Genomic DNA, 21510 nt, shown 5'->3' on the forward strand with positions numbered 1-21510 from the left:
GATTCGTCGCCGAGCGGGACTCGCGCGACGGTATCAGTGCGTCGGGCGCGCGATGTCCGGGAGCAGGCAGATATCGCCGACGGTGTCAGCGGACGCATTGGCGGCGCCCGGAGTACCTGCCGCCTGCTTCTGACCGGGCTTGGTGGCAGGCGCCACGGCGCCGGTGGTCTTCTGCGGCGCAGCCGATTTGGGAGCGGCGCCCTTCGCGGTCGGGGCAGCGGCCGGGTTGCCTGCGGCACTCACCGGGATCGGCGGACCGACGCGGGTCCAGGTCTCGCCGCCGCACAGGAAGCCGAGCACGCAGCCCTGGATCTCGAGCTGATCAGTCCCGACCGGCTTGATGGTCGAGCTGTAGAGCTGGCCGTCCTTCGCGTTGTAGACTTGGCCTTCCCACGCGTCGGCGCCGGCCTTCTTCTTCATGTCGATCAGGATCGGCATGCCGAGTGTAGGCCTGCTCTGCTTCGCCGGATCAGGATTGTTCTTATCCTTGCCGCCGGGGGTTTTTTCCCATGACACCGCACCCCACATGTTGCCATTACACTGGGCGACGCGGATGGTGGCGACACCATCTGCGACCTTCCAGTCGCCGGTCGGGTCCGCTGCAAGTGCCGGTGATAATACGGTGGCCAAAAATAAACCTGAAAAGGCTATTGTACGCGCGAAAGTTCTTGGGCAGTGCAACATGGTCCAAACCTGTGCTTAACTAGACGATCCGAGCAGGGGTCAAAACGCCGCTAGCGAGCGTTTTAAGTTGACGAGATGGCCATCAACCGACGTATGTAACGAATGGTAAGTTCCAATTTAGACGTTTCCGAGATTTTTGTGGAGCGGGAGGGGCAGCGCGGTGCCATGCACACGCGTCACCTCAATGAGCAGCTCGTTCGCGTCCTCAAGACCATCGGCTATGACGTCGGCTTCCAGAAGGGGCAAGGCCAATACCTCTTCGATCGTCAGGGGGCTCGTTACCTCGATCTATTGAGCGGATTTGGCGTTTTTGCGATTGGCCGCAATCATCCTGACCTGCGCAAGGCGCTGAAGAGCGTGCTCGACGCCGATCTGCCCAATCTCGTGCAGCTAGACGTCTCGACCCTCGCCGGTGTGCTCGCGGAACGGCTTCTGGAGCATGTTCCATATCTGGACAAGGTGTTTTTCGCCAATTCCGGCGCCGAAACCGTCGAAGCGGCGATCAAGTTCGCGCGTGGCGCGACCGGCCGGCCGGGCATCGTCTATTGCGGGCATTCATTCCACGGCCTGTCCTACGGCGCCCTGTCGCTGACCGATGATACGAATTTCCGCAGCGGCTTCGAGCCGCTGCTGCCGGGTTGCACCCCGATCCCCTACAACGATCTCGAGGCGCTGGAGAAGGCGCTGTCGTCGCGGCAGGTCGGTGCGTTCATCGTAGAGCCGATCCAGGGCAAGGGCGTCAATATGCCCACCGACGAGTTCCTGCCCGGCGCGCTGGCGCTGTGCCGCAAATACGGCACGCTGTTCATCGCCGACGAGATCCAGACCGGCATCGGCCGCACCGGAAAATTCCTCGCGATCGAGCATTGGGGCATCGAACCCGACATGGTGCTGCTCGCGAAGGCGCTGTCCGGTGGCCACGTGCCGATCGGCGCGCTGCTGACGCGCAAGCACATCTTCGACAAGATCTTCAACCAGATGGACCGTGCGGTCGTGCACGGTTCGACCTTCGCCAAGAACGATCTGGCGATGGCCGCCGGCATTGCGACGCTCGATGTCATCAAGGCCGAGAAGCTCGTCGAGAACGCTGCCAAGCGCGGCGCCGAGCTTCGCCTTGCGCTGACGCGCATGGTGCCGGGTTATGAGTTGATGAAGGAAGTCCGCGGCAAGGGCCTGATGATCGGCGTCGAGTTCGGTCCGCCGAAATCGCTGCGGCTAAAGGCATCGTGGAATCTGCTCGAGACCGCCAACAAGGGCCTGTTCTGCCAGCTCATCACGGTGCCGCTGTTCAAGGATCACAAGATCCTCACGCAAGTCGCCGGCCACGGTCTCCACACCATCAAGCTGCTGCCGCCGCTGATGATCACCGAGGAAGATTGCAGCTGGATCGAGAAGTCGTTCGACGACGTGATTGCCGGCAGCCACAAGGTGCCCGGCGCGATCTGGTCACTCGGCAAGACGCTGGTCGACAACGCGGTGCGCAAGTCGGCGTAGTCGAACCTGTAGCCGGGATGGAGCGAAGCGAAATCCGAGGTTCTCGAAACCGGTGAGTCCGTTCCCGGATTGCGTTGCGCCGCATCCGGGCTACGAAGCTATCTAAGCTTCATCCGCGCAGGTAGCCTTCGACCACATCTTATCGAATTCGTCTTTCTCAATCTCCGCGGCCTCGAATTCTGGATTCGCCCGAATCTCAGCGAGCGGCGAAATGTCTCTGGGCTCAAAAAGGTGCGACCCTCAGACTTCGAGCGACTGGCGTAGTCTAATGAGCCGTCGGAGAACGCCTCCACTCTCCGGACCTCCCACCGCGCGTCATCCAGTTCGCTGTAGATTTCGACGGGGTCGTAGCTGTTCGAATGTCGCCACGTCACTTTCGTGTAGCGCAACGTCATGGCTGAGCGGTTCCAAAGCCTTTATCGCCGCCTGACGTCAGGGGCGCGGCATTAGAACAAGATACACGTTTCTGCTCAGCGACGACACTCAACCCGCAAACATCGGGGGCCAGATATCACCCCTCCTTGTTCGCGCGCATAGCGCTCTCGAACTTGTCGCCGAACTCGGTCAGTTCGTCGGCGCCGAGATCGCTGACCGCCCAGTAATTCAGGCCGCGGTCGCTCCAGCGCCGGATATTGAAGCCCTGCAAGGTCGAGACCTTCGCGGGCTTGCGTTCGGTATTTGCCGTCTGCGCCACGAACAAATTGATCACGTGCTGGCGCCGCTTGTAGACCACGGCGCCGATCTCGCGTGCGTTGACGTAGTCGAGCCGGCCGCCGATCAGCGTAAAGCCCTGCGCGGTCAAGTCGATCACCGGCGGCGAGACGTCGAGCTTGCCGTTGAACCAGGGCTTGACCGTATGCTGATCGGTCGAGACCACGTCGATCAGATGACCGGCCTGCAGCGAGCGCAGATGCGCCGACACCACCTCGTTCTCGATGCGCTGCTCGTCGTCGTTGCGCAGCACGATCGCGATGAGGCCCGTCGCCGCCATCGCCGATACCGCCGAGCCCATCGCGAAGCCGCGCAGCACCGAGCGCCGGCTCGGCGCGGCCTGCTGCTGCGGCAATGCCTTCTCGATCTTGCGGCGCAGCTCGAGCGGCGCCTTGTAGCTGACGTCGCTCTCGGCGATCGCCTGGCGGATCTCCTGATATTCCTTCATCAGGGCGGCGCAATGTGCGCACCCCTCGATATGGGCTTCCACTTCGCGTGCATGGCCGGCGTCGAGTTCGCCGTCGATCAGCGCGTGGACCAGCACTTCGGCTTCCTCGCAGGTCATTTCGCTTGCTCCTGTTCCGCGAGCCAGGCTGATCGCAGCATGGCGCGGGCGCGCGCGAGGCGGGACATCACGGTGCCGACCGGCACGGCGGCGACATCGGCGATCTCGCGGTATGAAAGATTCTGGATTTCCCTGAGCACAAAGGTCTCGCGGAACGGCTCGGCGAGCGCCGCGACCAGCTTGCGCACGGTGTCGCCGTCGAAGCGGCGCAGCATTTGCTTTTCCGGTGTCTCCGGGGCTTCATTCCACATCGGGGTCTGGTCGCCGCCCTCGGGCAGCTCCTCGACCGCCGTGGGGGCGGTCTTGCGGCGGGCATATTCGGCGCGGCAGACATTGCGCAGGATCGCGAACAGCCACGGCTTCATCGCAGGTCCCCGGTAGCTGTCGAAATGCTTATAGGCGCGCAGGTAGCATTCCTGCACTGCGTCCTCGGCATCGGCGGCATCGCGCAGCAAATAGCGCGCCAGCGTATAGGCGTCGTCAAGGTAGGGCAGCGCGGCTTCGCGGAAGCGCCGTGCCTTTTCGGGATCGTCTTGCGACGCTTTGACAACCATCGTGTCCTGCCCGGCATGTCGAGAGACGGCTTGTGCCCGGCCAGGGGCTGAGGGCCACCGGCCGGGCATGGCTGTGATTATATGGCTGGTCACGTTACCCAACCTTGATACTGCCTGTCATGTGCGGATGCAGCGAGCAGAAATACTTGTACTCGCCGGGCTCCGTGAAGGTGAACGAGAAGGTGCCGTCGGTATCCATCGTCTTGGAACGGAATTTTCCCGCGCACACCACGGTGTGCGGAATGTCGTCGCGGTTGGTCCAGGTCACGGTGGTGCCGACCTTCACGTCGAGCGGGTTCGGCGCGAACGAGAAGTTGTCGATGTGGACCGCGACGTCTTCGGCGCGGGCCGCGGTGACAGGCAGCAGCATGGCCGCGACCACGGCGATCCCGAAGTCGCGTCGATTGATCGAACTCATCGGTGTCTTCCCTTAACCCTGCAGCGGCGTGTCGATGATCGCCAGCGGCTGGCTGTTCTGCTTGAAGTTGATGCTGGCGACGCCGAGCATGCTGCGCAGCTTGGCATCCTCGACCTTCATCGGGCCGGGCGAGGGCGCAGCACCCGGCGCCGGCTGCGGGAAGGCGGTCGAACGCGCGGTGTGGAAGGTGACGTTGCCCTCGACCTTCTGCATCACCTGGTGGATGTGGCCGTTGAGCACCGTGACCGAGCCGAAGCCCTTGACGTATTCCAGCGCGCGGGCGCCGTCCTCGGTGCCCCAGCCCCATTGCGGGTAGACGGTCCATAGCGGGATGTGGGCGAACAGCACGATCGGGGTCGACTTGGAACGGCCCTTGAGGTCGTTCTCGAGCCATTCCAGCTGCTCGTTGCCGAGATTGCCGAGGCCGCCGCCCTTGAGGTCGACGACGTTGACGAGGCCGACGAAGTGGACGCCGCCGGCGTCGAAGGAGTAGTAGCCAGGACCCTTGGTGCCCTTGCCATAGCGCTCCTTGTAGAGCTTGACCTCTTCGTCGATGAAGTCGTGCTCGCCCGGCACGTAGTGCACGTCGAGCTTGGCCTGCGAGATGATGCGATCGGCGTCGTCGAATTCGGACGCCTTCGACAGATGCGTGATGTCGCCGGTGTGGATCATGAAGGACGGCTTGGCCTGCATCGCCTTGACCTTGTTGATCGCCTCCTCCAGCGTACCGATGGCGTTCGGGTTGGCCGGCTTGTCGAAGCCGACATGGCTGTCGCTGATCTGCATGAAGGTCATGCCGGTGGTGGCTTCGGCAGCGGCGGCCGAGCCGACGATGCCGAGCGAATGCGGCACGCCGCCGGTGACGGTCCACAGCACGCCGGTACCGGCCCAGGTCATGCATTCCAGCACCTTGCGTCGGCTGACGCCTTTTTCCTCATCGTGGTGATTGTGATCGTGTCCGCTCATGACAAGTCTCCCGTGGTCCCAGGGATTGGGTTTCCGGGAAGGTGATCGGCAGGCCCTGGGGTTTATTCCCGGGGCTTTGGAGGGGCTTGAGGGCAGGGATGACGATTTCGTGAGAGCCCGGCGGCCCGCCGTACCAGGCCAGCCAAGAGGCCCGCGCGCGACAGCTGGCCGCAAGGGCAAGATGCGCCATTGAAGGCGCCGCGCATGCGACGCTATCCACCCGGCAAACCCCTGATCGGTTGGAGGAAACCATGGGCAACGTGACCGGAGGCTGTCATTGCGGCGAGATTCGCTATGAGGTGACCGGGGAACCGGTCGTCCATGCGCTGTGTCACTGCACCGATTGCCGGCGCCATGCCGGCGCGCCGATGGTCGGCTGGGTGATGGTCGCTGAGGACGCCCTCAAGGTGACCAAGGGCGAGCCCAGGATCTACCGATCCTCGGAACACGGCCGGCGGCACTTCTGTGCGAATTGCGGCAGCGGGCTTTTCTACACCAACGGCAACATGTTGCCCGGCTTCATCGACATCCAGAGCGGCACCTATGACGATCCCGGCGCGATACCGGCCACCATGCACATCCAGGTGGCGGAGCGGCTGCGCTGGATGGAAACCGCGCATGAACTGCCGGCCTTCGATCGCTTTCCGCCGACGGAATGACAGATGGCCGATGAACGCGCCGGACACCATGCGCCCCGCAACACGGAAACGCGCTGCAACATCGATGCGCTACTATGGTGCAAACGCCACAAGGGCCTAACGATCTTTCTTGGCTCCGGGCAACCACATTCCCGTTTTGGTTTTGTTGTACGCCGCAGTAACCGTGAGCAATGCAGCAATCGCAAGGATTGCAATTGGGCCTAACACCAATTTGCTCAGGCTAGGTATGAGCGCGAGAACAAAAATGGGCGCGAGGACAATCACCCAAAGGGTCTGAATCCAAGCTGGGAGGCGATATTTCGGCTCTGCCAAATCAATCTCCTCCAAAACCACCAGCCACACACCGAAGTAAGAATTTAGAATTCGGCCACAACGCAAAAAAGATGATATGTAGCGGCCCGGCCGCGCCGCGGATCGATTTCCGGCCGTTATGGCGTTGGCGCCACAATACTGCGGCGATGAACAGCCGCAACAAACCTGTCTTGCAGCCGTCAGCATAATGTCAGCGCTCCTGCTTAGGATGGCGGACTTCACTCGCCAGACCGAGAGATCATCGTGAGCGACCACGCAGGCGTTGAGCATCACGAGCACGCGGCGCGTTATCACCGCGAAGCTGCCGAGCACCGCGGCAAGCACTAATATCAGTTCCAGTACTGCGTGAGTGGCTTCCGCCGTCCCCGCGAGGGGGCGGCGATTTCTTTTTGCGGCGCCGTACGTGACGACTGCGTTAGTCCGCACCCGCCGCGAACGTCATGAGCGCAGCAATCATCAGTTCCGGCGCTTCCTGCGCGACGCAATGGCCGACACCATCGAAGGTCCAGCGGCTGGCGTGCGGGATCAGTGCCGCGGCGCGGTCGGCCATCTCCTTGTAGATCGGCCATGACTGTTCGGCGGTGGCGATGCGGACCGGGCAGGCGATCTCGGCGAACCACGGGAACGGATTGCCGCGGGAATCGCCGGCATAGATCTGCTCCATGGCCTGGAAGATCGGACCCAGCAGGGCTGACTCGATCTCGGGCGAGCAGCGCAGCCGCATGCGGCCGTCGTCGAGCCGCGCAAAGCCGTGATTGACGTAGGCCCATAGCGACGGTTCGGTCCATGGTGCGAAGGCCGGCGCGGCACGCAGTCGCTGGAACAGATCATCGGCATTGTCGAATTCGGCGCGGCGGCGCAGCACGCCTTGCACCGACGCGGTCGCGATGTTGCTGAGACCGCCGGTCCGCGGCATGCGCGGATCCATCGCGGTCGGCTCTGTCACGAACAGCCGCGTGAAGCGGTCCGGCAGCAGCTTGGTGGCCAGCAGCATGTCGGTCGCGCCGGCGCTGTGGCCGATGCCGTAGATGTCGTAGAGGTCGAGGCGCTCGACCACCATGCGGATATCGTCGGCGAAATCCCGGAAGTGATAACGATCGGCCGCTGGCTTGTGGCTGAGCCCATGGCCGCGGCGGTCGATTGCATAGACGGTGTAGTCGGAGGCCAGCGCCTCCGCGACCTCGGTCCAGACTTCGGCGACGAAGCCGGTGCCGTGTAGAAGCAGCGCCACAGGCTTGCCGGAGCCCGGCTCGCCCCACCGTGCCAGCGCGATCTGCGATCCGGCATCGCCAACGAAGATCCGCTGCGGCTGCGTCATGGGCTGCTATCGCGCATCCCTGAGGATCATTTCGGCGGCCTTCTCGGCGATCATCGCGGTCGGCGTGTTGGTGTTGCCGGAGGTGATGGTCGGCATCACGGAAGCATCCGCGATGCGCAGGCCGTGCAGGCCGTAGAAGCGCAGCCGCTCGTCGACCACGGCCATCGGGTCGTTCGCCGTTCCCATCTTGGCGGTGCCGACGGGATGGAAGATCGTGGTGCCGATGTCGCCGGCGGCCTTGGCGAGCGAGGCGTCGTCATCGCCGACCGAAGGACCGGGCAGGAACTCTTCCGGATGATATTTCTCCAGCGCCTTCTGCTTCATCAGTCTGCGCGTGGTGCGGATCGCGTCGGCCGCGACTTGCCGGTCGTCGTCGGTCGAGAGGTAATTCGGCGCGATTGACGGCTTGTCATCGGGCGCGGTCGATTTGATCCGCACCGTGCCGCGCGAGGTCGGCTGCAGATTGCAGGCGCTCACCGTGATCGCGGGGAAACGATGCAGGGGATCGCCGAACTTGTCGAGCGACAGCGGCTGCACATGGAACTGGATGTTGGCGCGCGAGCGCGTCGCATCCGACCGGGTGAAGATGCCGAGCTGCGACGGCGCCATGGTCAGCGGCCCGCGGCGGCGGAACGCGTAGTCGAGCCCCATCAAGCCGCGGCGCACGAGATTGTAATAGGTCTCGTTCAGCGTGCGCACGCCCGACACCTTGTAGATCGCGCGCTGCTGCAGATGGTCCTGCAAATTGTGGCCGATGCCCTGCACGTCGGCCACGATGTCGACGCCGAGCGGCGACAGCCATTCGGCCGGGCCGATGCCGGAGCGGTGCAGCACCTGCGTGGTGCCGATCGAGCCGGCACAGAGAATCACCTCGCCCTTGGCGCGTGCCTCGACCGCCTCACTGTCTTGCCCGTTGCCCTGGCGGAACAGCACGCCGGCGGCGCGGCCGCTCTCGATGATCAGGCGGTCGACCAACACCTCGGTCTCGAGCCTGAGGTTGCTGCGGTTCAGCACCGGCTTGAGGAAGCCGCGCGCCGACGACCAGCGCCGGCCGCGCTTCTGGTTGACGTGGAAATAGCTGGTGCCTTCGTTGTCGCCGGTGTTGAAATCCGGGATCCGCTTGATGCCCATCTCCTCGGCGGCATCGCCGACCGCATCGAGGATCTGCCACGACAGCCGCGGCGCCTCGATACGCCAGCCGCCGCCGACACCGTGATGCTCGCTTGCACCGAGGAAATGATCCTCCAGCTTCTTGAATGCCGGCAGCACGTCGTCGTAGCTCCAGCCGGTGAGGCCGAGTTGCCGCCAATGATCATAGTCCGCGGCCTGGCCGCGCATCGAGATCATGGCGTTGATCGCCGACGAGCCACCGATCACCTTGCCGCGCGGATAGGCCAGCGCGCGGCCGTTGAGGCCGGGTTCGGCCTCGGTCTTGAACATCCAGTCCGAGCGCGGATTGCCGATCGCGAAGAGATAGCCGACCGGGATGTGAAACCAGATCCAGTTGTCCTTGCCGCCGGCTTCCAGCAGCAGTACGCGCTTCGTCGGATCGGCCGACAGGCGGTTGGCCATGATGCAGCCCGCCGTGCCCGCGCCGACGATAATGTAGTCGAAATCACCCTCGAGCCTTCGCGGCATGTCCTCGTTCCCGGCAAGCGTCTTTTGTTGCTGACTATTAGTCAGACGCAGCCGGTCGAGACAAGCCCGGCGGTGGATACCGGGCGTGCGCCGGATGATCAGGAACGGCTCGGTTCGGCCAATGTGACCTGATGTCCCGCTCGGGGAACGCAGACGATCAGCGTCAGCATACCGATCGCGAGCAGCGCGCCGACGAGGGCGAGCGGTGCGTAGATGCTCCCGGTCGCGACATTCATCCAGCCGATCAGGGCAGGGCAGACGGCGCCGCCGAACGAGCCGATCGCGCTGATCAGCGCTATACCACCGGCGGCGGCGCTGCCCTCGAGCATCGCATTCGGAATGGTCCAGAACAGCGACAGGATCGCGAAGATGCCGACCGAGGCAATGGCGAGCAGCGTCACGGTGATGAGTACGCTGCTCTGCGCGGCTTGCAGGGCGATGAAGCACGCTGCCGCGACGAGGCCGCAAGCGACCACGTGCCACCGCCGCTCACGGGTGCGGTCGGAACTGTAGCCGATCGCGACCACGCCGATCGCCGAGGCGACCGAGATCGCGCCGCTCAGCCAGCCGATCTCGGTGGTGGTCGCGACGCCGACGCGCTTCAGCAGCGTCGGCGTCCACAGCAGGATGGTGTTGAGCGAGCAGAAGAACGCGAAGTAGATGAATGACAGCAGATAGACGCGCGGCTCGCGCAGCGCGGCCGCAAAGCTGCGCGTGGTGCCAGGCGTGGCGGCACGATCGCGGGCGAGATCGCCGGCCACCTGTCGTCGCTCGTCGGGGCTGAGCCAGCTCGCGGCCTGGGGTCCGTCGGCAAGCGTGAGATAGGCGGCAATGCCGAGCAGCACGGCGGGAACGCCTTCGAGGACGAACAGCCACTGCCAGCCATGCAGGCCGTGGACGCCCTGCATGTGGTCCATGATCAGGCCCGACAACGGACCTGCGATGACGCCGCCGAGCGGCACCGCCATCACGAACAGGCTCGTCATGCGGCCGCGCACGCGGTCCGGAAACCACAGCATCAGGTAATACAGGATGCCGGGGAAGAATCCGCCCTCGGCGGCGCCGAGCAGGAAGCGCAGCAGATAGAGATGATACTGGTTCTGCACCAGCGCCAGCAGCACGGTGACGGTGCCCCACAGCACCATGATCCGCAGCAGCGTCTTGCGGACGCCGATCCTGACCAGCAGCAGATTGCTCGGCACTTCGAGCGCGACATAACCGACCGAGAAGATGCCGGCGGCAAGCCCGAACACCGCGTCGTCGATGTTCAGATCATGCAGGAATTGCAGCTTGGCAAAGCCGATATTGAAGCGATCGATGATCGCAACCGTGTAGCACGCGAGCAGGAACGGGATCAGGCGCCAGGCGATCCGTCCATAGAGCCGCGATTGGGCCGCATCCTGCATCGAAACCTCCAAGTATTTCTTTTTGATTTGTTGAGTCGAATCGTGCCGCGACGGCACTGCGCTCCCTCGCCCCGCTCTTGCGGGGAGAGGGGTGGGGTGAGGGGCTGCGTCCGCATAGACGGAGAGAGTTGAGCCTGCGGAGGCTCCCCTTCACCGGAATGCATCTGACGATGCATTCCGGCCTCTCCCCGCAGACGGGGCGAGGCGAAGCGGGAGCCTTGTGCTGGTCGTACGCGCGGTTAGCCCGCCTTGGCGCTCGCAGGAAATTCCAGCATCGCTTCACCGGCCGCGACCGTCTCGCCACGCTGGTTCTGCACGGCGACGTCGACCAGCACCCAGCGCGATTTCGCGGTGGTCTGCTTGGCCTTGATGGTGCCGGCGGGGCGGATGGTGTCGCCGGGCTTCACCGGCTTCAGCCAGCGCGTCTCGAGCCTGCGATGGATTGCGCCGGCGGGAAGCGCCCAGTCGGTCAGCATGCGCGAGATCAGGCCGAAATTGTTCATGCCATGCATGATGATGCCGCCGAAATTGGTCTTGCCGAAATCGCCCTTCATGTAGTTGTCGTCGAGATGCAGCGGGTTGTAGTCGAGCGATGCATCGCAGAACAGGCGGATCGATTCGCGCGAGACCGCGAAGGCGGGACCGTCGATGGTGTCGCCGGCCTTGAGAGCATCGAAATTCACGGATGTCATGCTGATCCTCCTTACATCGGACGGATGGTCTGGCCGCGACCCGAGCAGATCACGTCGCCATGCTGGTTGAAGAAGACGTTGTCGTGCACCACGAACAGCCGCTCGCGCTTGATGAACTTGTCGAGCGCGCGGGCCTGCAGGGTGATGGTGTCGCCGGGACGGGCAGGGATGTTGTAGCTCCACGATTGTCCGGCATTGACGGTGCCCGGCGAGCGCATCCAGTCATCGGCGGGCGTGCACGCGAACATCAAGAGAATGTGGATCGCGGGCGGCGCGATCAGCCCGCCATAGGGCCCGGCCTTCGCCGCCGCTTCGTCCAGATAGAGCGGGTTGGTCTCGCCGACCGCACGGCAGTACAGCGCGATCGCTTCCTGCGTCAGCTTGTAGGGCAGCGTCTTGCGCGGCTCGCCGGGGACGATGTCGTCCCACATCTTGCGCAGCTTCGCGTCCTTCCAGAAATCGGTCTCGAACGGGGTGGCCGCAGAACTTTCTGCTTGCGCCATCGGGCATCCTCCTGTTATTCAGTTCGCTAGGCGAACATTTAATTCGCTATATGAATTGACGCTAGCGCGGTCGGGAGCCCCTGACAAGCGTGCAGCGCCGCGTCATGTGCAGGCGGCCATGCGGGCTGCGATGTCGTGAGTAGAACCAACGTCCCTCGCAAAGCGGCGCCATGAGCAAAACGCGATGAGCAAAGAGAGTGACGGCTTCGTGCGCGCGATTGCGCGCGGCTTCTCGATCATCGAGGCGCTCGGCAAGCCGCCCGGGCGGCACACGCTGGCCGAGGCCGCCGACATTGCGGGGCTCAACCGCGCCACCGCGCGCCGCATTCTCGCGACCCTGGTGGCGCTGAAATACTGCGCTTCCGACGGACGCTATTTCAGCCTGCGGCCGCGCGCGCTCGGGCTCGGCCTGTCCTACCTCAATGCGCTGCCATATTGGGGCCATGCGCAGCGTGCGCTGGAAAATCTCCGCAACGAGATCGGCGAGTCCTGCGCCATGGCAGTGCTCGACGAGGACGAGATCGTCTATGCGCTACGCCTGCCGGCACGGCGGATTCTTTCTGCCAATCTCGGCGTCGGCAGCCGCTTGCCCGCGCATCTGGTGTCGCTCGGCCGCGTCATGCTCGCGGCGCTGCCGCGCGGCACCCGCGAGGCCTATCTTGCAACCGGCGGCTTCAAGCAGGTCACGCCGCGCACGGTGACCGATCCGGAGCGGCTCGGTGAACTGCTGCTGCGGGTCGAGAGCGACGGCTATGCCTGGGTCGACGGCGAGCTCGATCCCGCGATCTGCGGCATCGCGGTGCCGCTGCGTGATCCCGCAGGCTCCGTGGTCGCGGCGCTCAGCGTCAACACGATCTCGGGCACGGTCAGTGAGGCCGCTGCCCGCAAGAAATTCCTGCTGCCGCTGCGCCGCACCGCGCAGGAGATCCGCAGCCAGATGCTGACGTCGGGCTAGCTCGCCAGGCCGTTGTTTCCGATCGCGTTGCCTGCTTAGATCAGGCCGCCGAGCCCGGCTTGGTGATGTAATGGGCATTCGGCACGCCGTGTCCGAATTTCAGCTGGAGCGATTGCCATGACCAAAGTGGTTCTCACGCTGCTCGCGTCCGCTGCGCTCTGCGCGTCACTGCCGTGCCGGGCGGATGCCGAACTTGATGTCGCAAGGCTGAAGGGCGCGATCGAGAAGTCGGTCGAGGCCGACTATCCGAAACTCGACGCGCTCTACAAGGATATTCACGCCCATCCCGAAATCGCCTTTCAGGAGGAGAAGACCGCGGCCAAGCTGGCTGCCGAAATGCGGGCGCTTGGCTTCGAGGTGACGGAGCATGTCGGCAAGACCGGGCTGGTCGCGCTCTACAGGAATGGCGAGGGCCCCACCGTCATGGTGCGCACCGAGCTCGATGCGCTGCCAATGGAGGAAAAGACCGGACTTCCCTATGCGAGCCACGACAAGACGACGTGGCAGGGACGGGAAACCTTCGTGGCGCACAGCTGCGGCCACGACGTCCACATGGCGAGCTGGGTGGGGACGGCGAAGACGCTGGTCGGCCTGAAAGACCAGTGGCACGGCACGCTGATGTTCATCGCCCAGCCGGCCGAGGAAATCGTCTCGGGCGCCAAGGCGATGCTGGCGGACGGCCTGTTCACGCGATTTCCAAAGCCGAATGTCGGCTTCGCCTTGCACGATGGCCCGTTCGCCTACGGAACGCTACGCTATCGCGTCGGCATCGGCTCATCCGCCGCCGATGGCCTCTACATCAAATTCCGTGGCCGCGGCGGGCACGGTGCGGTGCCGCAGGCGACGATTGACCCCGTGATGATGGCTGCGCGCTTTGTCGTCGATGTCCAGAGCGTGATCAGCCGCGAAAAGGACCCGACCGAATTTGGCGTCGTCAGCATTGGCTCAATTCACGGTGGCACCGCGTCGAACATCATTCCTGACGACGTGGTGCTGTTCGGCACCATTCGCACCTTCAAGCCTGAGGTGCGCGCCAAGATGCTGGCAGGCATCGAGCGGACGGCAAAGGCGGTCGCCGCGATGTCGAATGCGCCGGAGCCTGAGATCAACATCGGCGAAGGGACCAAGGCCGTGATCAACGACCCCGACGTGGTCGGCACCGCGGAAAAGGTGCTGAAGGCGGCGTTTGGCGACAAGTTCGCACCGTCACCGCCGGGCACACCCAGCGAGGACTATTCGGAATTCGTCAACGCCGGGGTGCCCTCGATGTTCTTCAATATCGGTGTCTACGAGCCGGAACGCGTCGCCGCCGCCCGCGAAGGCAACGGTCCGCCATTGCCGTCCAACCACTCGCCGCTGTTCGCGCCGGTGCCGGGGCCGACGATCAAGACCGGTGTCGCGGCCATGACGCTTGCCGTGCTGAGCGCGTTCGACCGGCAGGCGCCGGAAAAATAGCCGTCTGCGTCGGTCGCGCGCGCAAGACACCGCGCCGGAACTCGCAGACCAATTGCTTACCTTGCTGGAGGAGCCCCGTGGCAGATCCCGTCCGTGCCCCTTTCTATCATGACGGAATGCGAGAGTTGCAGGACCGCTTCGACGGCCGTCGCGTCGCCGACGGCCTCGAGAAGCATCGTCTCCATTTCGAATTCTGGGAACAGGATCGCAAGCTCATCGAGGAGACGCGGTTCTTTTTCATTGCGACGAGCTATCAGGATAACGTCGATTGTTCGATGCGGTCCGGTGATCCCGGCTTCGTGAGGATCACCGGACCGGACACGCTCGAGTACCCCGAATACGACGGCAACAACATGTACCGCACGCTCGGCAATATTCATCGCAACCCGAATGTCGGCTTGCTGTTCGTGCGCCTCGACGGCAAGACGTTTCGCACGCGGATCCGAGGCAAGGCGACAATCCACGACGATGCCGACACGCTTGCGCGGCATCACGGCGCGAAGGTTGTCGTGCGCGTGAAATGCGAAATCTTTCCGAATTGCCCGCGCTACATTCCAGACCTGATGGGCGCTTCAACAGATGTTCCGGCGAATCCCTTCGTCCCTCGGCCCGGATACGAGCCGCCTGCACCTGAATGGAAGAGCCGGGATTACCTCAAGGACGTGCTTTCGAAATACGATCCGCATCGGTAAGGCGAGGTCTAGGGCAGCGGTGCCATGTAGGGAATGCTGGCGACCAGTGCGAACACCTGAACCGCATTGCACAGCATGCCGCCCCAATGCAGCCGGCGCAGCCGCCGCACCGCGGTGGGGTCACCCAGATCCCTCGCATCTGCCTCGGCATCGAGCCGGCGCAGGAACCAGCGGCGCGCCAGCACGGCGAATGCCGCGATCAACGCGATGCCGAGCGCTGTGGCCGGCCGGCCCGCGGCGGCAAAGGCGAGCGTTCCGATCACGCCGGCTGTCGCCAGCACCAGGAAGTAGGCGTTGAACATGCCGCGCAGCAGGCGGGTGACGGGCGGGACGTCGAGCTTCACAAGCAGGAACGCGGGCGCCGCCAGCAGGAAATAGCCCATCGGCACCAGCAGGATGATGGTGGAGAACAGGACCGCTTGATCCGGCGTCATTGCAGCCGCCCCTTTTTCTGAAGACGAGAGGATTTCGGTGCGGAAACCTCAAGTAGTATCCGCGCGAGCGTTTTCCGGCACCATTGGGCTTTGGTCGGACGCGATTGTATCAGCCTTGGCCATGGCCTGCTGGTGCAAAGTCACGCGTGTCCGGGGACCGTGTCGTATCCCGTTTGCGAATGCGGGCCCCAGCGGGCGGCATGCCACATCTGTTGGGTGGACCGGCTCTTGCATGCTAGAGAGGCACTGAAGCTCAACCTCCGAGGCCAGAATTCTCATGCCCATCGTCAACCGCGTCGCCGATCTGCAACCCGATATCCAGGCCTGGCGCCGCAACATCCACGAACACCCCGAGCTGCTTTATGATGTGCACCGCACTGCATCATTCGTGGCGGACCGGCTGCGGGAATTCGGCTGCGACGAGGTCGTGACCGGGCTCGGCAAGACCGGCGTGGTCGGGGTCATCAAGGGCAAGAAGGGCGCAGCCAAGGGCGACGTCAAGGTGATCGGCCTGCGCGCCGACATGGATGCGCTGCCGATCCACGAGGAAACCAACCTGCCTTATGCCTCGAAGACGCCGGGCAAGATGCACGCCTGCGGCCATGACGGCCACACCGCGATGCTGCTCGGCGCGGCACGCTATCTCGCCGAGACGCGCAATTTCGCCGGCGATGCGGTCGTGATCTTCCAGCCGGCCGAGGAGGGTGGGGCTGGCGCTGCCGCCATGATCAAGGACGGCTTGATGGACCGCTTCGGCGTCCAGCAGGTCTATGGCATGCACAACGGTCCGGGGATTCCGATCGGCTCGTTCGCGATCCGCTCCGGCCCGATCATGGCGTCCACCGACGAGGTCAATATCAACATCGAGGGGCTCGGCGGCCACGCCGCACGGCCGCACAAATGCATCGATTCGGTGATGGTCGGCGCGCAACTTATCACAGCGCTGCAGTCGATCGTGTCGCGCAGCGTCGATCCGCTCGATTCCGCCGTGATCTCGATCTGCGAATTCCACGCCGGCAATGCCCGTAACGTGATTCCGCAGACGGCGGTGTTGCGTGGCACCGTCCGCACGCTGACCCCGGAGGTCCGGCAACTGATCGAGAAGCGCATCGGCGAAGTGGTCAAGGGCGTTGCCCAGCTGACCGGCGCCCGGATCGATCTCGACTACAAGCGCGGCTATCCGGTCACCGTCAACCACGCCTCGCAGACCGAATTCGCGACCCGCATCGCCAAGGAAGTGGCCGGCGACGGCAACGTGCACACGATGCCGCCGCTGATGGGCGGCGAGGATTTCTCGTATATGCTCGAAGCGCGGCCTGGCGCCTTCATCTTCTGCGGCAACGGCGACAGCGCGGGCCTGCACCACCCCGCCTACAATTTCAACGATGAGGCGATCGTCTTCGGAACGTCGTACTTCGTGAAGATCGTGGAGGACGCGCTGGCGGCGTGAGTCTCACGCGTCCCATCGGACCGGCAGCGATACCGGCCCGCGGAACACCCAGCCGCGAACAACGGGCGGCGCCTCCTCGCGGAGGCGCAGATTGCGCAGGCGATCGAACAGCATCGGCACCACGATCTTGCCGACGGTGAGCCGCGACACCCAGGTGCCGGCGCAGAAATGCGGCCCGGCGCCGAATGCCAGATGCGATTTCTTCGGCCGCGTCACGTCGAAGCGATCCGACTCGGCGAAGCGGTTGGCGTCGCGGTTCGCCGCGCCGACGCAGAGGCCGATCTGAAGGCCCTCCGGCAGCGTCGTGCCGGAAAGATCGACGTCGCGGGTGACGCGGCGCGGATACATGCCGATCGGCGAGATCCAGCGCACGGCTTCCTCGAGCGCAGCCGGCCAGAGCTCGGGCTTCGCCAGCACGCTGTCCTTTTGCGCCGGGTCTTGCAGCAGACCAAGCACAAGGGTCAGGATCGCATCGCGCGGCTCGTTCAGCCCGCCACCGATGATCACCTTGATGTTGGCGCGGATGCCCTCGATCGGCATCGGCGGGTCGGCATTGATCATCGACGACAGGATCGAGGGATTCGGGTTGCTGCGGTGATCGTCGAGCACCGCGTCGATCGCGGCATCGACATCGGCGCTCGCCTGCATCGCCTTGCGCTCGACCTCGGCATCGGCGGCGTAATTGCCGGCACCGTCGATCAGCGCCTGCGACCAGTCGGCCAATGTCTGCCACGGCATGTCCCGGAATCCGATCATCGCCATCAGGCTGAGCGAGGCCATCGGCGCGGCAAGCGCGCCGAACAGATCGGCCTCGTCGGCCGCCGACAGGTCATCGATCAGCGCTTGCGCGATCGCGGTGAATTTCGGCGCCCAATGCTCCTTGATCGTGGCCGGGCGGAACGAGGGCTCGATCGCCTTGCGACCGATCGCATGCTCGGCGCCGTCCTTGCGCATGAAGGTCGGCCCCATCACCTTGTTGACCAGCGAAGAGGGATTGTCGGCCGAGTAGGTCGCGGGATCGCGCTCGATCCGCACGATGTCGTCGAAGCGCGTCACCAGCGTCAGCTTCGCGGGTTCGACATAAACCGCCGACGCCATCTCGCGCAGGCGACGGAAGACCGGATAGGGGTCATCGAGCAGATCCTGATACGCGATGTTGGTGACGACGGGCACGGCGCTGGTCATTGGTCCTCCCGGAGCGCTTTTTGGGGAGGCTAGCGCCTGCGGGGATGATCGCTCAATTCGATGGGATCGATATAGGCCATCGAAATATTACATGGCCTTGTGCTAGGCTGGTTGCCGGCAATGCGGGAGGTGCAGCGTGGCGGCCAATTCCTCGATCGATCCGATCGACATCGGGACCTTGCGGACGCTCGTGCTGGTCTACGACCTGCAGTCGTTCTCCACGGCCGCCAAGCGCCTCGATGTCAACCAGTCCACCATCAGCTATGCGATCGAGCGGCTGCGCGGCGCGCTCAATGATCCGCTGTTCGTTCGGAGCGGCAATGGCGTGACCGCCACCGAGCGCTGCGCGGCGCTGGTCGGTTGGGCGCGGGACATGATCGGCGAGATCGACGGGCTCGCCTCGCCGGTCGAGTTCGATCCGGCGACGGCGCAGGGGACCATCACGATCTCCTGCAACTACCACGAACGCCAGACCTTGATGCCGCAGTTCAGCACACGGCTGCGTGCCGGCGCCCCAAAGGTCCGGCTTGTCCTGCTTGATGCCGCGGGTCATGGCGACGTCCATCTCAAGCAGAACCAATGCGACATCGTGCTTGGTCCAGTCGGGGTTGTCGGCGATAACGTCTTTCGGCGTCATGTCCTCACGGATCATTATGTCTGCGTGATGGATCGGGCCAATCCGTTGGCGCGCGGCCGGATCGCACTGTCGGCCTATGCGAAGGCCGAGCACGTCTTCATCACCCACAGCGGCGAGTGGCAGCCGCTCTACCTCGAGGCGCTGAAGGCGAGGAACGTCGAGATCGAGCCCGTCGTCAGCCTGCCGAACCACGACAGTCTGGCGCGCATCATCGTGGGCACCGGCCTGGTCGCGACATCCCGTATCATCTGGCGCGGGCAATGCGCGGCGCCCTGCATGTCGCTGCGCTGCCGTTCCGCGTTCCGATCTCGATCGACATGTACTGGAGCGCAAGGACGGCCAAGTCAGGCCTGCACAAATGGGCGCGCGGCCTGCTGGCCGAGATCGCCAAGGCTTACGCCGCGAAAGGCTGATGCCGTCTGAACAATCCTCGTCACACGCTTCCAGCTCGTTCGTCATTGCGAGCGAAGCAATCCCTCTCACCCTTGCGGAGGCGTGGATTGCTTCGTCGCTTCGCTCCTCGCAATGACGGAAAATCTCAAAGCAAAAGGCCCGCACCAATGGTGCGGGCCTTTTGTCCGGCGGCAGGTCGCGCCGAAGCCGTGTCGGCATCAGAACACGTGGTAGAACACGTAGTACAGGATGCCCGAGAGGATCATCGCGGCCGGCAGGGTCAGCACCCAGGCCATCGCGATGTTGCGGATGGTCGACCATTGCAGGCCGGAGCCGTTGGCGGCCATTGTGCCCGCGATGCCTGATGACAGCACATGCGTGGTCGAGACCGGCAGGCCGTAACCATCGGCCGCCGCGATCGTCGCGGCCGCCGTGATCTCGGCGCAGGCGCCCTGCGCGTAGGTCAGATGGGTCTTGCCGATCTTCTCGCCGACGGTGACGACGATGCGCTTCCAGCCGACCATGGTGCCGAGGCCGAGCGCGATGGCGACGGCGAACTTCACCCAGCTCGGGATGAACTTGGTCGCGGCATCGAGCGAGCCCTTGTACTCGTTCAGCGTGGCGACGTCGGCGGCGGTCAGTTCAGCTTCCTTGTCCTTCATCAGGAAGCGGATCGCCTCGGACGCCAGGTACATGTCGTTACGGGTGTTGCCGACCGCGTCAGCCGGGAATTTGGCCAGCGATCCGTACTCGGCAACCTGCTTGCCGATGTCGCGCACTAGCACCGCCAGCGATGGATAGGTGCCCTCGTTGATCTGGTGCTCCGCGACATAGTTGGTCACGGCCGGCCGCGGATTGCCGATCACGTTGTAGCCGGCGGCCTTGCCTTCGATGACCTTGCTGGCCGCGGTCGAGTGCGCGGCGAAGTGCTCGATCTGGCTCGCCGGCAGCGCGCGGTTCAGCGCATAGGCGGTAGGCACGGTGCCGATCAGGATCAGCATGATCAGGCCCATGCCCTTCTGGCCGTCGTTGGAGCCGTGGAAGAAGCTGACCAGCGTGCAGGTCAGGATCAGGATGCCACGGATCCACCACGGCGGCGGCTGGTTGCCGACCGGCTCGCCGAACAGTGCCGGCGTCGCGCGCGCCAGTACGGCCTTGAGGATGTAGAGGAGGCCGGCCGCGAGCACGAAGCCGAACAGCGGCGACAGCAGCAGCGCCTTGGCAATGCCGGCGGCCTGCGTCCAGTCGACGCCCGAGGTGCCGTCACGGCCGCGGAGCAGCGCGTTGGTGATGCCGACGCCCATGATCGATCCGATCAGGGTGTGCGAGCTCGAGGCCGGCAGGCCGAGCCACCAGGTGCCCAGATTCCAGAGGATGGCGGCGATCAGCAGCGCGAACACCATCGCAAAGCCGGCGCTCGATCCGACCTGCAGGATCAGCTCGACCGGGAGCAGCGATACGATGCCGAACGCGACGGCGCCGCTCGAGAGCAGCACGCCGAACAGGTTGAACATGCCCGACCACACCACGGCGACATGCGCCGGCAGCGAGCGGGTGTAGATCACGGTGGCGACCGCGTTCGCGGTGTCATGGAAGCCGTTGACGAATTCGAAGCCGAGCGCGATCAGCAGCGCCACGAACAGCATGATGTAGGGCAGGAACGACGTGACGCGCGTGCCGGTGGCGTCGACGTCGGAATAGATGCTGTAGGCAACGAATAGCAGCGCGGCCGCAACCACGCCCATATAGATAATTCCGGTCATAGGGTGGAAGCCCTTGTCGAGATCCGGGCCCTTCTTCAGGGCGGGCTCGATCGAGCCGGGTAACGCCATATCGCTCATGGTAAACTCCTGTCCCAATGCCGCCGATTTTGATCGATGCATGTGACAGGCAATTGAAATCCGGCCGTGAATTGCGCCGGTGATCCGTGGCCGGCGGAGATCGAGCCGAATATTTGTGCAACACATTGAAGGCTCACGCGCCTTCGCGACGTCGTGGCAATCTTCAGCAACAGAAGGTCAGTGATGACCGCGAAGAGGCCCGCACTTGTTTCGCAAGGCAAGACTGTGTGCAGGTGAGGTCACACTGACAGCGCAATCCGCCGGCGGGTATTTCACGGCAAGATTTCTGTCGACCGGAAATCCGGCAACGTCGCCGGTATGGTCGCGGATGGTGGGAAGTGCAGGAAGGGACGCGGAGTGGGAAGGAGCGAGGGAGCAGGATGGGTGGAAGGATGAGGTGGCGCGCCGCACGATTGGGGCTAGCAAACCGCGCAGCGCGCCCGCCTCAAGGTACGTCATGGCGTGAACATGACGCCCGATACCTGCGGAACACGTCACAGTACCACGGATCAATTAAAGGTTGTAGGTATTTGTCAGCGTTTAGAAGC

21 protein-coding genes and 1 pseudogene are annotated in these 21510 nt (G+C 64.2%); 7 read left to right on the plus strand and 15 right to left on the minus strand.

Translation table 11 applies throughout. The annotated features are described in order from the left end of the window. Positions 1-33: 33 nt before the first annotated feature. On the minus strand, positions 34-684 hold the full coding sequence (locus ALC15_RS04335) for a DUF2147 domain-containing protein (RefSeq protein WP_050626214.1): 651 nt from the start codon (positions 682-684) through the stop codon (positions 34-36). 102 nt (positions 685-786) lie between these two features. Here ALC15_RS04335 and hpnO point away from each other — a divergent pair, with 102 nt between their 5' ends. Next, entirely contained in the window at positions 787-2178 is a 1392-nt protein-coding gene (hpnO, locus tag ALC15_RS04340; RefSeq protein ID WP_050420129.1) for an aminobacteriohopanetriol synthase HpnO, read from the plus strand. Between the two features lie 102 nt (positions 2179-2280). Here the strand turns inward: hpnO and ALC15_RS47815 are convergent. The 5 genes and pseudogenes from ALC15_RS47815 to ALC15_RS04360 form a co-directional block, all read right to left on the minus strand. Further along, a pseudogene (locus ALC15_RS47815) lies at positions 2281-2573 on the minus strand (DUF6881 domain-containing protein). Positions 2574-2689: 116 nt separating this feature from the next. Continuing rightward, positions 2690-3454, minus strand: a complete 765-nt coding sequence (locus ALC15_RS04345; protein WP_050626215.1) for an anti-sigma factor family protein — start codon at positions 3452-3454, stop codon at positions 2690-2692. Then, the gene (locus tag ALC15_RS04350; protein WP_050626216.1) at positions 3451-4008 is read right to left on the minus strand and encodes a sigma-70 family RNA polymerase sigma factor; all 558 of its coding nucleotides are present in this window, start codon (positions 4006-4008) and stop codon (positions 3451-3453) included. The genes ALC15_RS04345 and ALC15_RS04350 overlap by 4 nt, the downstream gene beginning before the upstream one ends. Positions 4009-4102: 94 nt before the next feature. After that, positions 4103-4426, minus strand: coding sequence for a cupredoxin domain-containing protein (locus ALC15_RS04355; RefSeq protein ID WP_050626217.1), 324 nt, complete (start codon positions 4424-4426; stop codon positions 4103-4105). A gap of 12 nt (positions 4427-4438) precedes the next feature. After that, positions 4439-5392 (minus strand): metallophosphoesterase family protein, encoded by a 954-nt coding sequence (locus tag ALC15_RS04360; RefSeq protein ID WP_050420133.1) that lies wholly within the window; start codon positions 5390-5392, stop codon positions 4439-4441. A 251-nt stretch (positions 5393-5643) separates the two neighbouring features. On the opposite strand from ALC15_RS04360, the gene ALC15_RS04365 reads away from it, so the two are divergent. Further along, positions 5644-6051 (plus strand): GFA family protein, encoded by a 408-nt coding sequence (locus tag ALC15_RS04365; protein WP_050626218.1) that lies wholly within the window; start codon positions 5644-5646, stop codon positions 6049-6051. A gap of 96 nt (positions 6052-6147) precedes the next feature. On the opposite strand, the gene ALC15_RS43085 is transcribed toward ALC15_RS04365, so the two are convergent. The 6 genes from ALC15_RS43085 to ALC15_RS04395 form a co-directional block, all read right to left on the minus strand. Next, positions 6148-6687 carry a hypothetical protein gene (locus tag ALC15_RS43085; RefSeq protein ID WP_128089429.1) on the minus strand — a complete coding sequence of 180 codons (540 nt, stop codon included), beginning with the start codon at positions 6685-6687 and terminating at the stop codon, positions 6148-6150. A 91-nt stretch (positions 6688-6778) separates the two neighbouring features. Continuing rightward, the gene (locus tag ALC15_RS04375) at positions 6779-7681 is read right to left on the minus strand and encodes an alpha/beta fold hydrolase (protein ID WP_050626220.1); all 903 of its coding nucleotides are present in this window, start codon (positions 7679-7681) and stop codon (positions 6779-6781) included. A 6-nt stretch (positions 7682-7687) separates the two neighbouring features. Further along, positions 7688-9319 carry a GMC family oxidoreductase gene (locus ALC15_RS04380; protein ID WP_050626221.1) on the minus strand — a complete coding sequence of 544 codons (1632 nt, stop codon included), beginning with the start codon at positions 9317-9319 and terminating at the stop codon, positions 7688-7690. Positions 9320-9417: 98 nt separating this feature from the next. Beyond that, a complete protein-coding gene (locus tag ALC15_RS04385; RefSeq protein WP_050626222.1) occupies positions 9418-10725 on the minus strand; it encodes an MFS transporter in 1308 nt (435 codons plus the stop codon). A gap of 239 nt (positions 10726-10964) precedes the next feature. Continuing rightward, positions 10965-11417 carry a MaoC family dehydratase gene (locus ALC15_RS04390; protein WP_050626223.1) on the minus strand — a complete coding sequence of 151 codons (453 nt, stop codon included), beginning with the start codon at positions 11415-11417 and terminating at the stop codon, positions 10965-10967. A gap of 11 nt (positions 11418-11428) precedes the next feature. Next, positions 11429-11920 carry a MaoC family dehydratase gene (locus tag ALC15_RS04395; protein ID WP_050626224.1) on the minus strand — a complete coding sequence of 164 codons (492 nt, stop codon included), beginning with the start codon at positions 11918-11920 and terminating at the stop codon, positions 11429-11431. A 184-nt stretch (positions 11921-12104) separates the two neighbouring features. Between ALC15_RS04395 and ALC15_RS04400 the strand changes: the two genes are divergently transcribed. The 3 genes from ALC15_RS04400 to ALC15_RS04410 all read left to right on the plus strand — a co-directional run bounded on the left by ALC15_RS04400 (position 12105) and on the right by ALC15_RS04410 (position 15022). Continuing rightward, on the plus strand, positions 12105-12875 hold the full coding sequence (locus ALC15_RS04400) for an IclR family transcriptional regulator domain-containing protein (protein ID WP_050626225.1): 771 nt from the start codon (positions 12105-12107) through the stop codon (positions 12873-12875). Positions 12876-12992: 117 nt separating this feature from the next. Then, a complete protein-coding gene (locus ALC15_RS04405) occupies positions 12993-14330 on the plus strand; it encodes an amidohydrolase (protein WP_050626226.1) in 1338 nt (445 codons plus the stop codon). Positions 14331-14446: 116 nt separating this feature from the next. Next, positions 14447-15022 (plus strand): pyridoxamine 5'-phosphate oxidase family protein, encoded by a 576-nt coding sequence (locus ALC15_RS04410; protein WP_063781786.1) that lies wholly within the window; start codon positions 14447-14449, stop codon positions 15020-15022. Between the two features lie 8 nt (positions 15023-15030). On the opposite strand, the gene ALC15_RS04415 is transcribed toward ALC15_RS04410, so the two are convergent. Next, a complete protein-coding gene (locus ALC15_RS04415) occupies positions 15031-15456 on the minus strand; it encodes a hypothetical protein (protein WP_050626228.1) in 426 nt (141 codons plus the stop codon). Between the two features lie 277 nt (positions 15457-15733). On the opposite strand from ALC15_RS04415, the gene ALC15_RS04420 reads away from it, so the two are divergent. Then, positions 15734-16906 carry a M20 aminoacylase family protein gene (locus ALC15_RS04420; protein ID WP_050626229.1) on the plus strand — a complete coding sequence of 391 codons (1173 nt, stop codon included), beginning with the start codon at positions 15734-15736 and terminating at the stop codon, positions 16904-16906. 3 nt (positions 16907-16909) lie between these two features. Here the strand turns inward: ALC15_RS04420 and ALC15_RS04425 are convergent, their stop codons facing one another. Beyond that, on the minus strand, positions 16910-18091 hold the full coding sequence (locus tag ALC15_RS04425; RefSeq protein ID WP_050626230.1) for a cytochrome P450: 1182 nt from the start codon (positions 18089-18091) through the stop codon (positions 16910-16912). Positions 18092-18227: 136 nt separating this feature from the next. On the opposite strand from ALC15_RS04425, the gene ALC15_RS04430 reads away from it, so the two are divergent. After that, the gene (locus tag ALC15_RS04430) at positions 18228-19151 is read left to right on the plus strand and encodes a LysR family transcriptional regulator (protein WP_244485923.1); all 924 of its coding nucleotides are present in this window, start codon (positions 18228-18230) and stop codon (positions 19149-19151) included. Between the two features lie 188 nt (positions 19152-19339). Here the strand turns inward: ALC15_RS04430 and ALC15_RS04435 are convergent, their stop codons facing one another. Beyond that, a complete protein-coding gene (locus tag ALC15_RS04435; RefSeq protein WP_050626231.1) occupies positions 19340-20962 on the minus strand; it encodes an inorganic phosphate transporter in 1623 nt (540 codons plus the stop codon). Between the last annotated feature and the right edge of the window lie 548 nt (positions 20963-21510).

Origin of the sequence: Bradyrhizobium viridifuturi (assembly GCF_001238275.1) — a bacterium.
In the GTDB taxonomy this organism is placed as follows: Bacteria; Pseudomonadota; Alphaproteobacteria; order Rhizobiales; family Xanthobacteraceae; genus Bradyrhizobium; species Bradyrhizobium viridifuturi.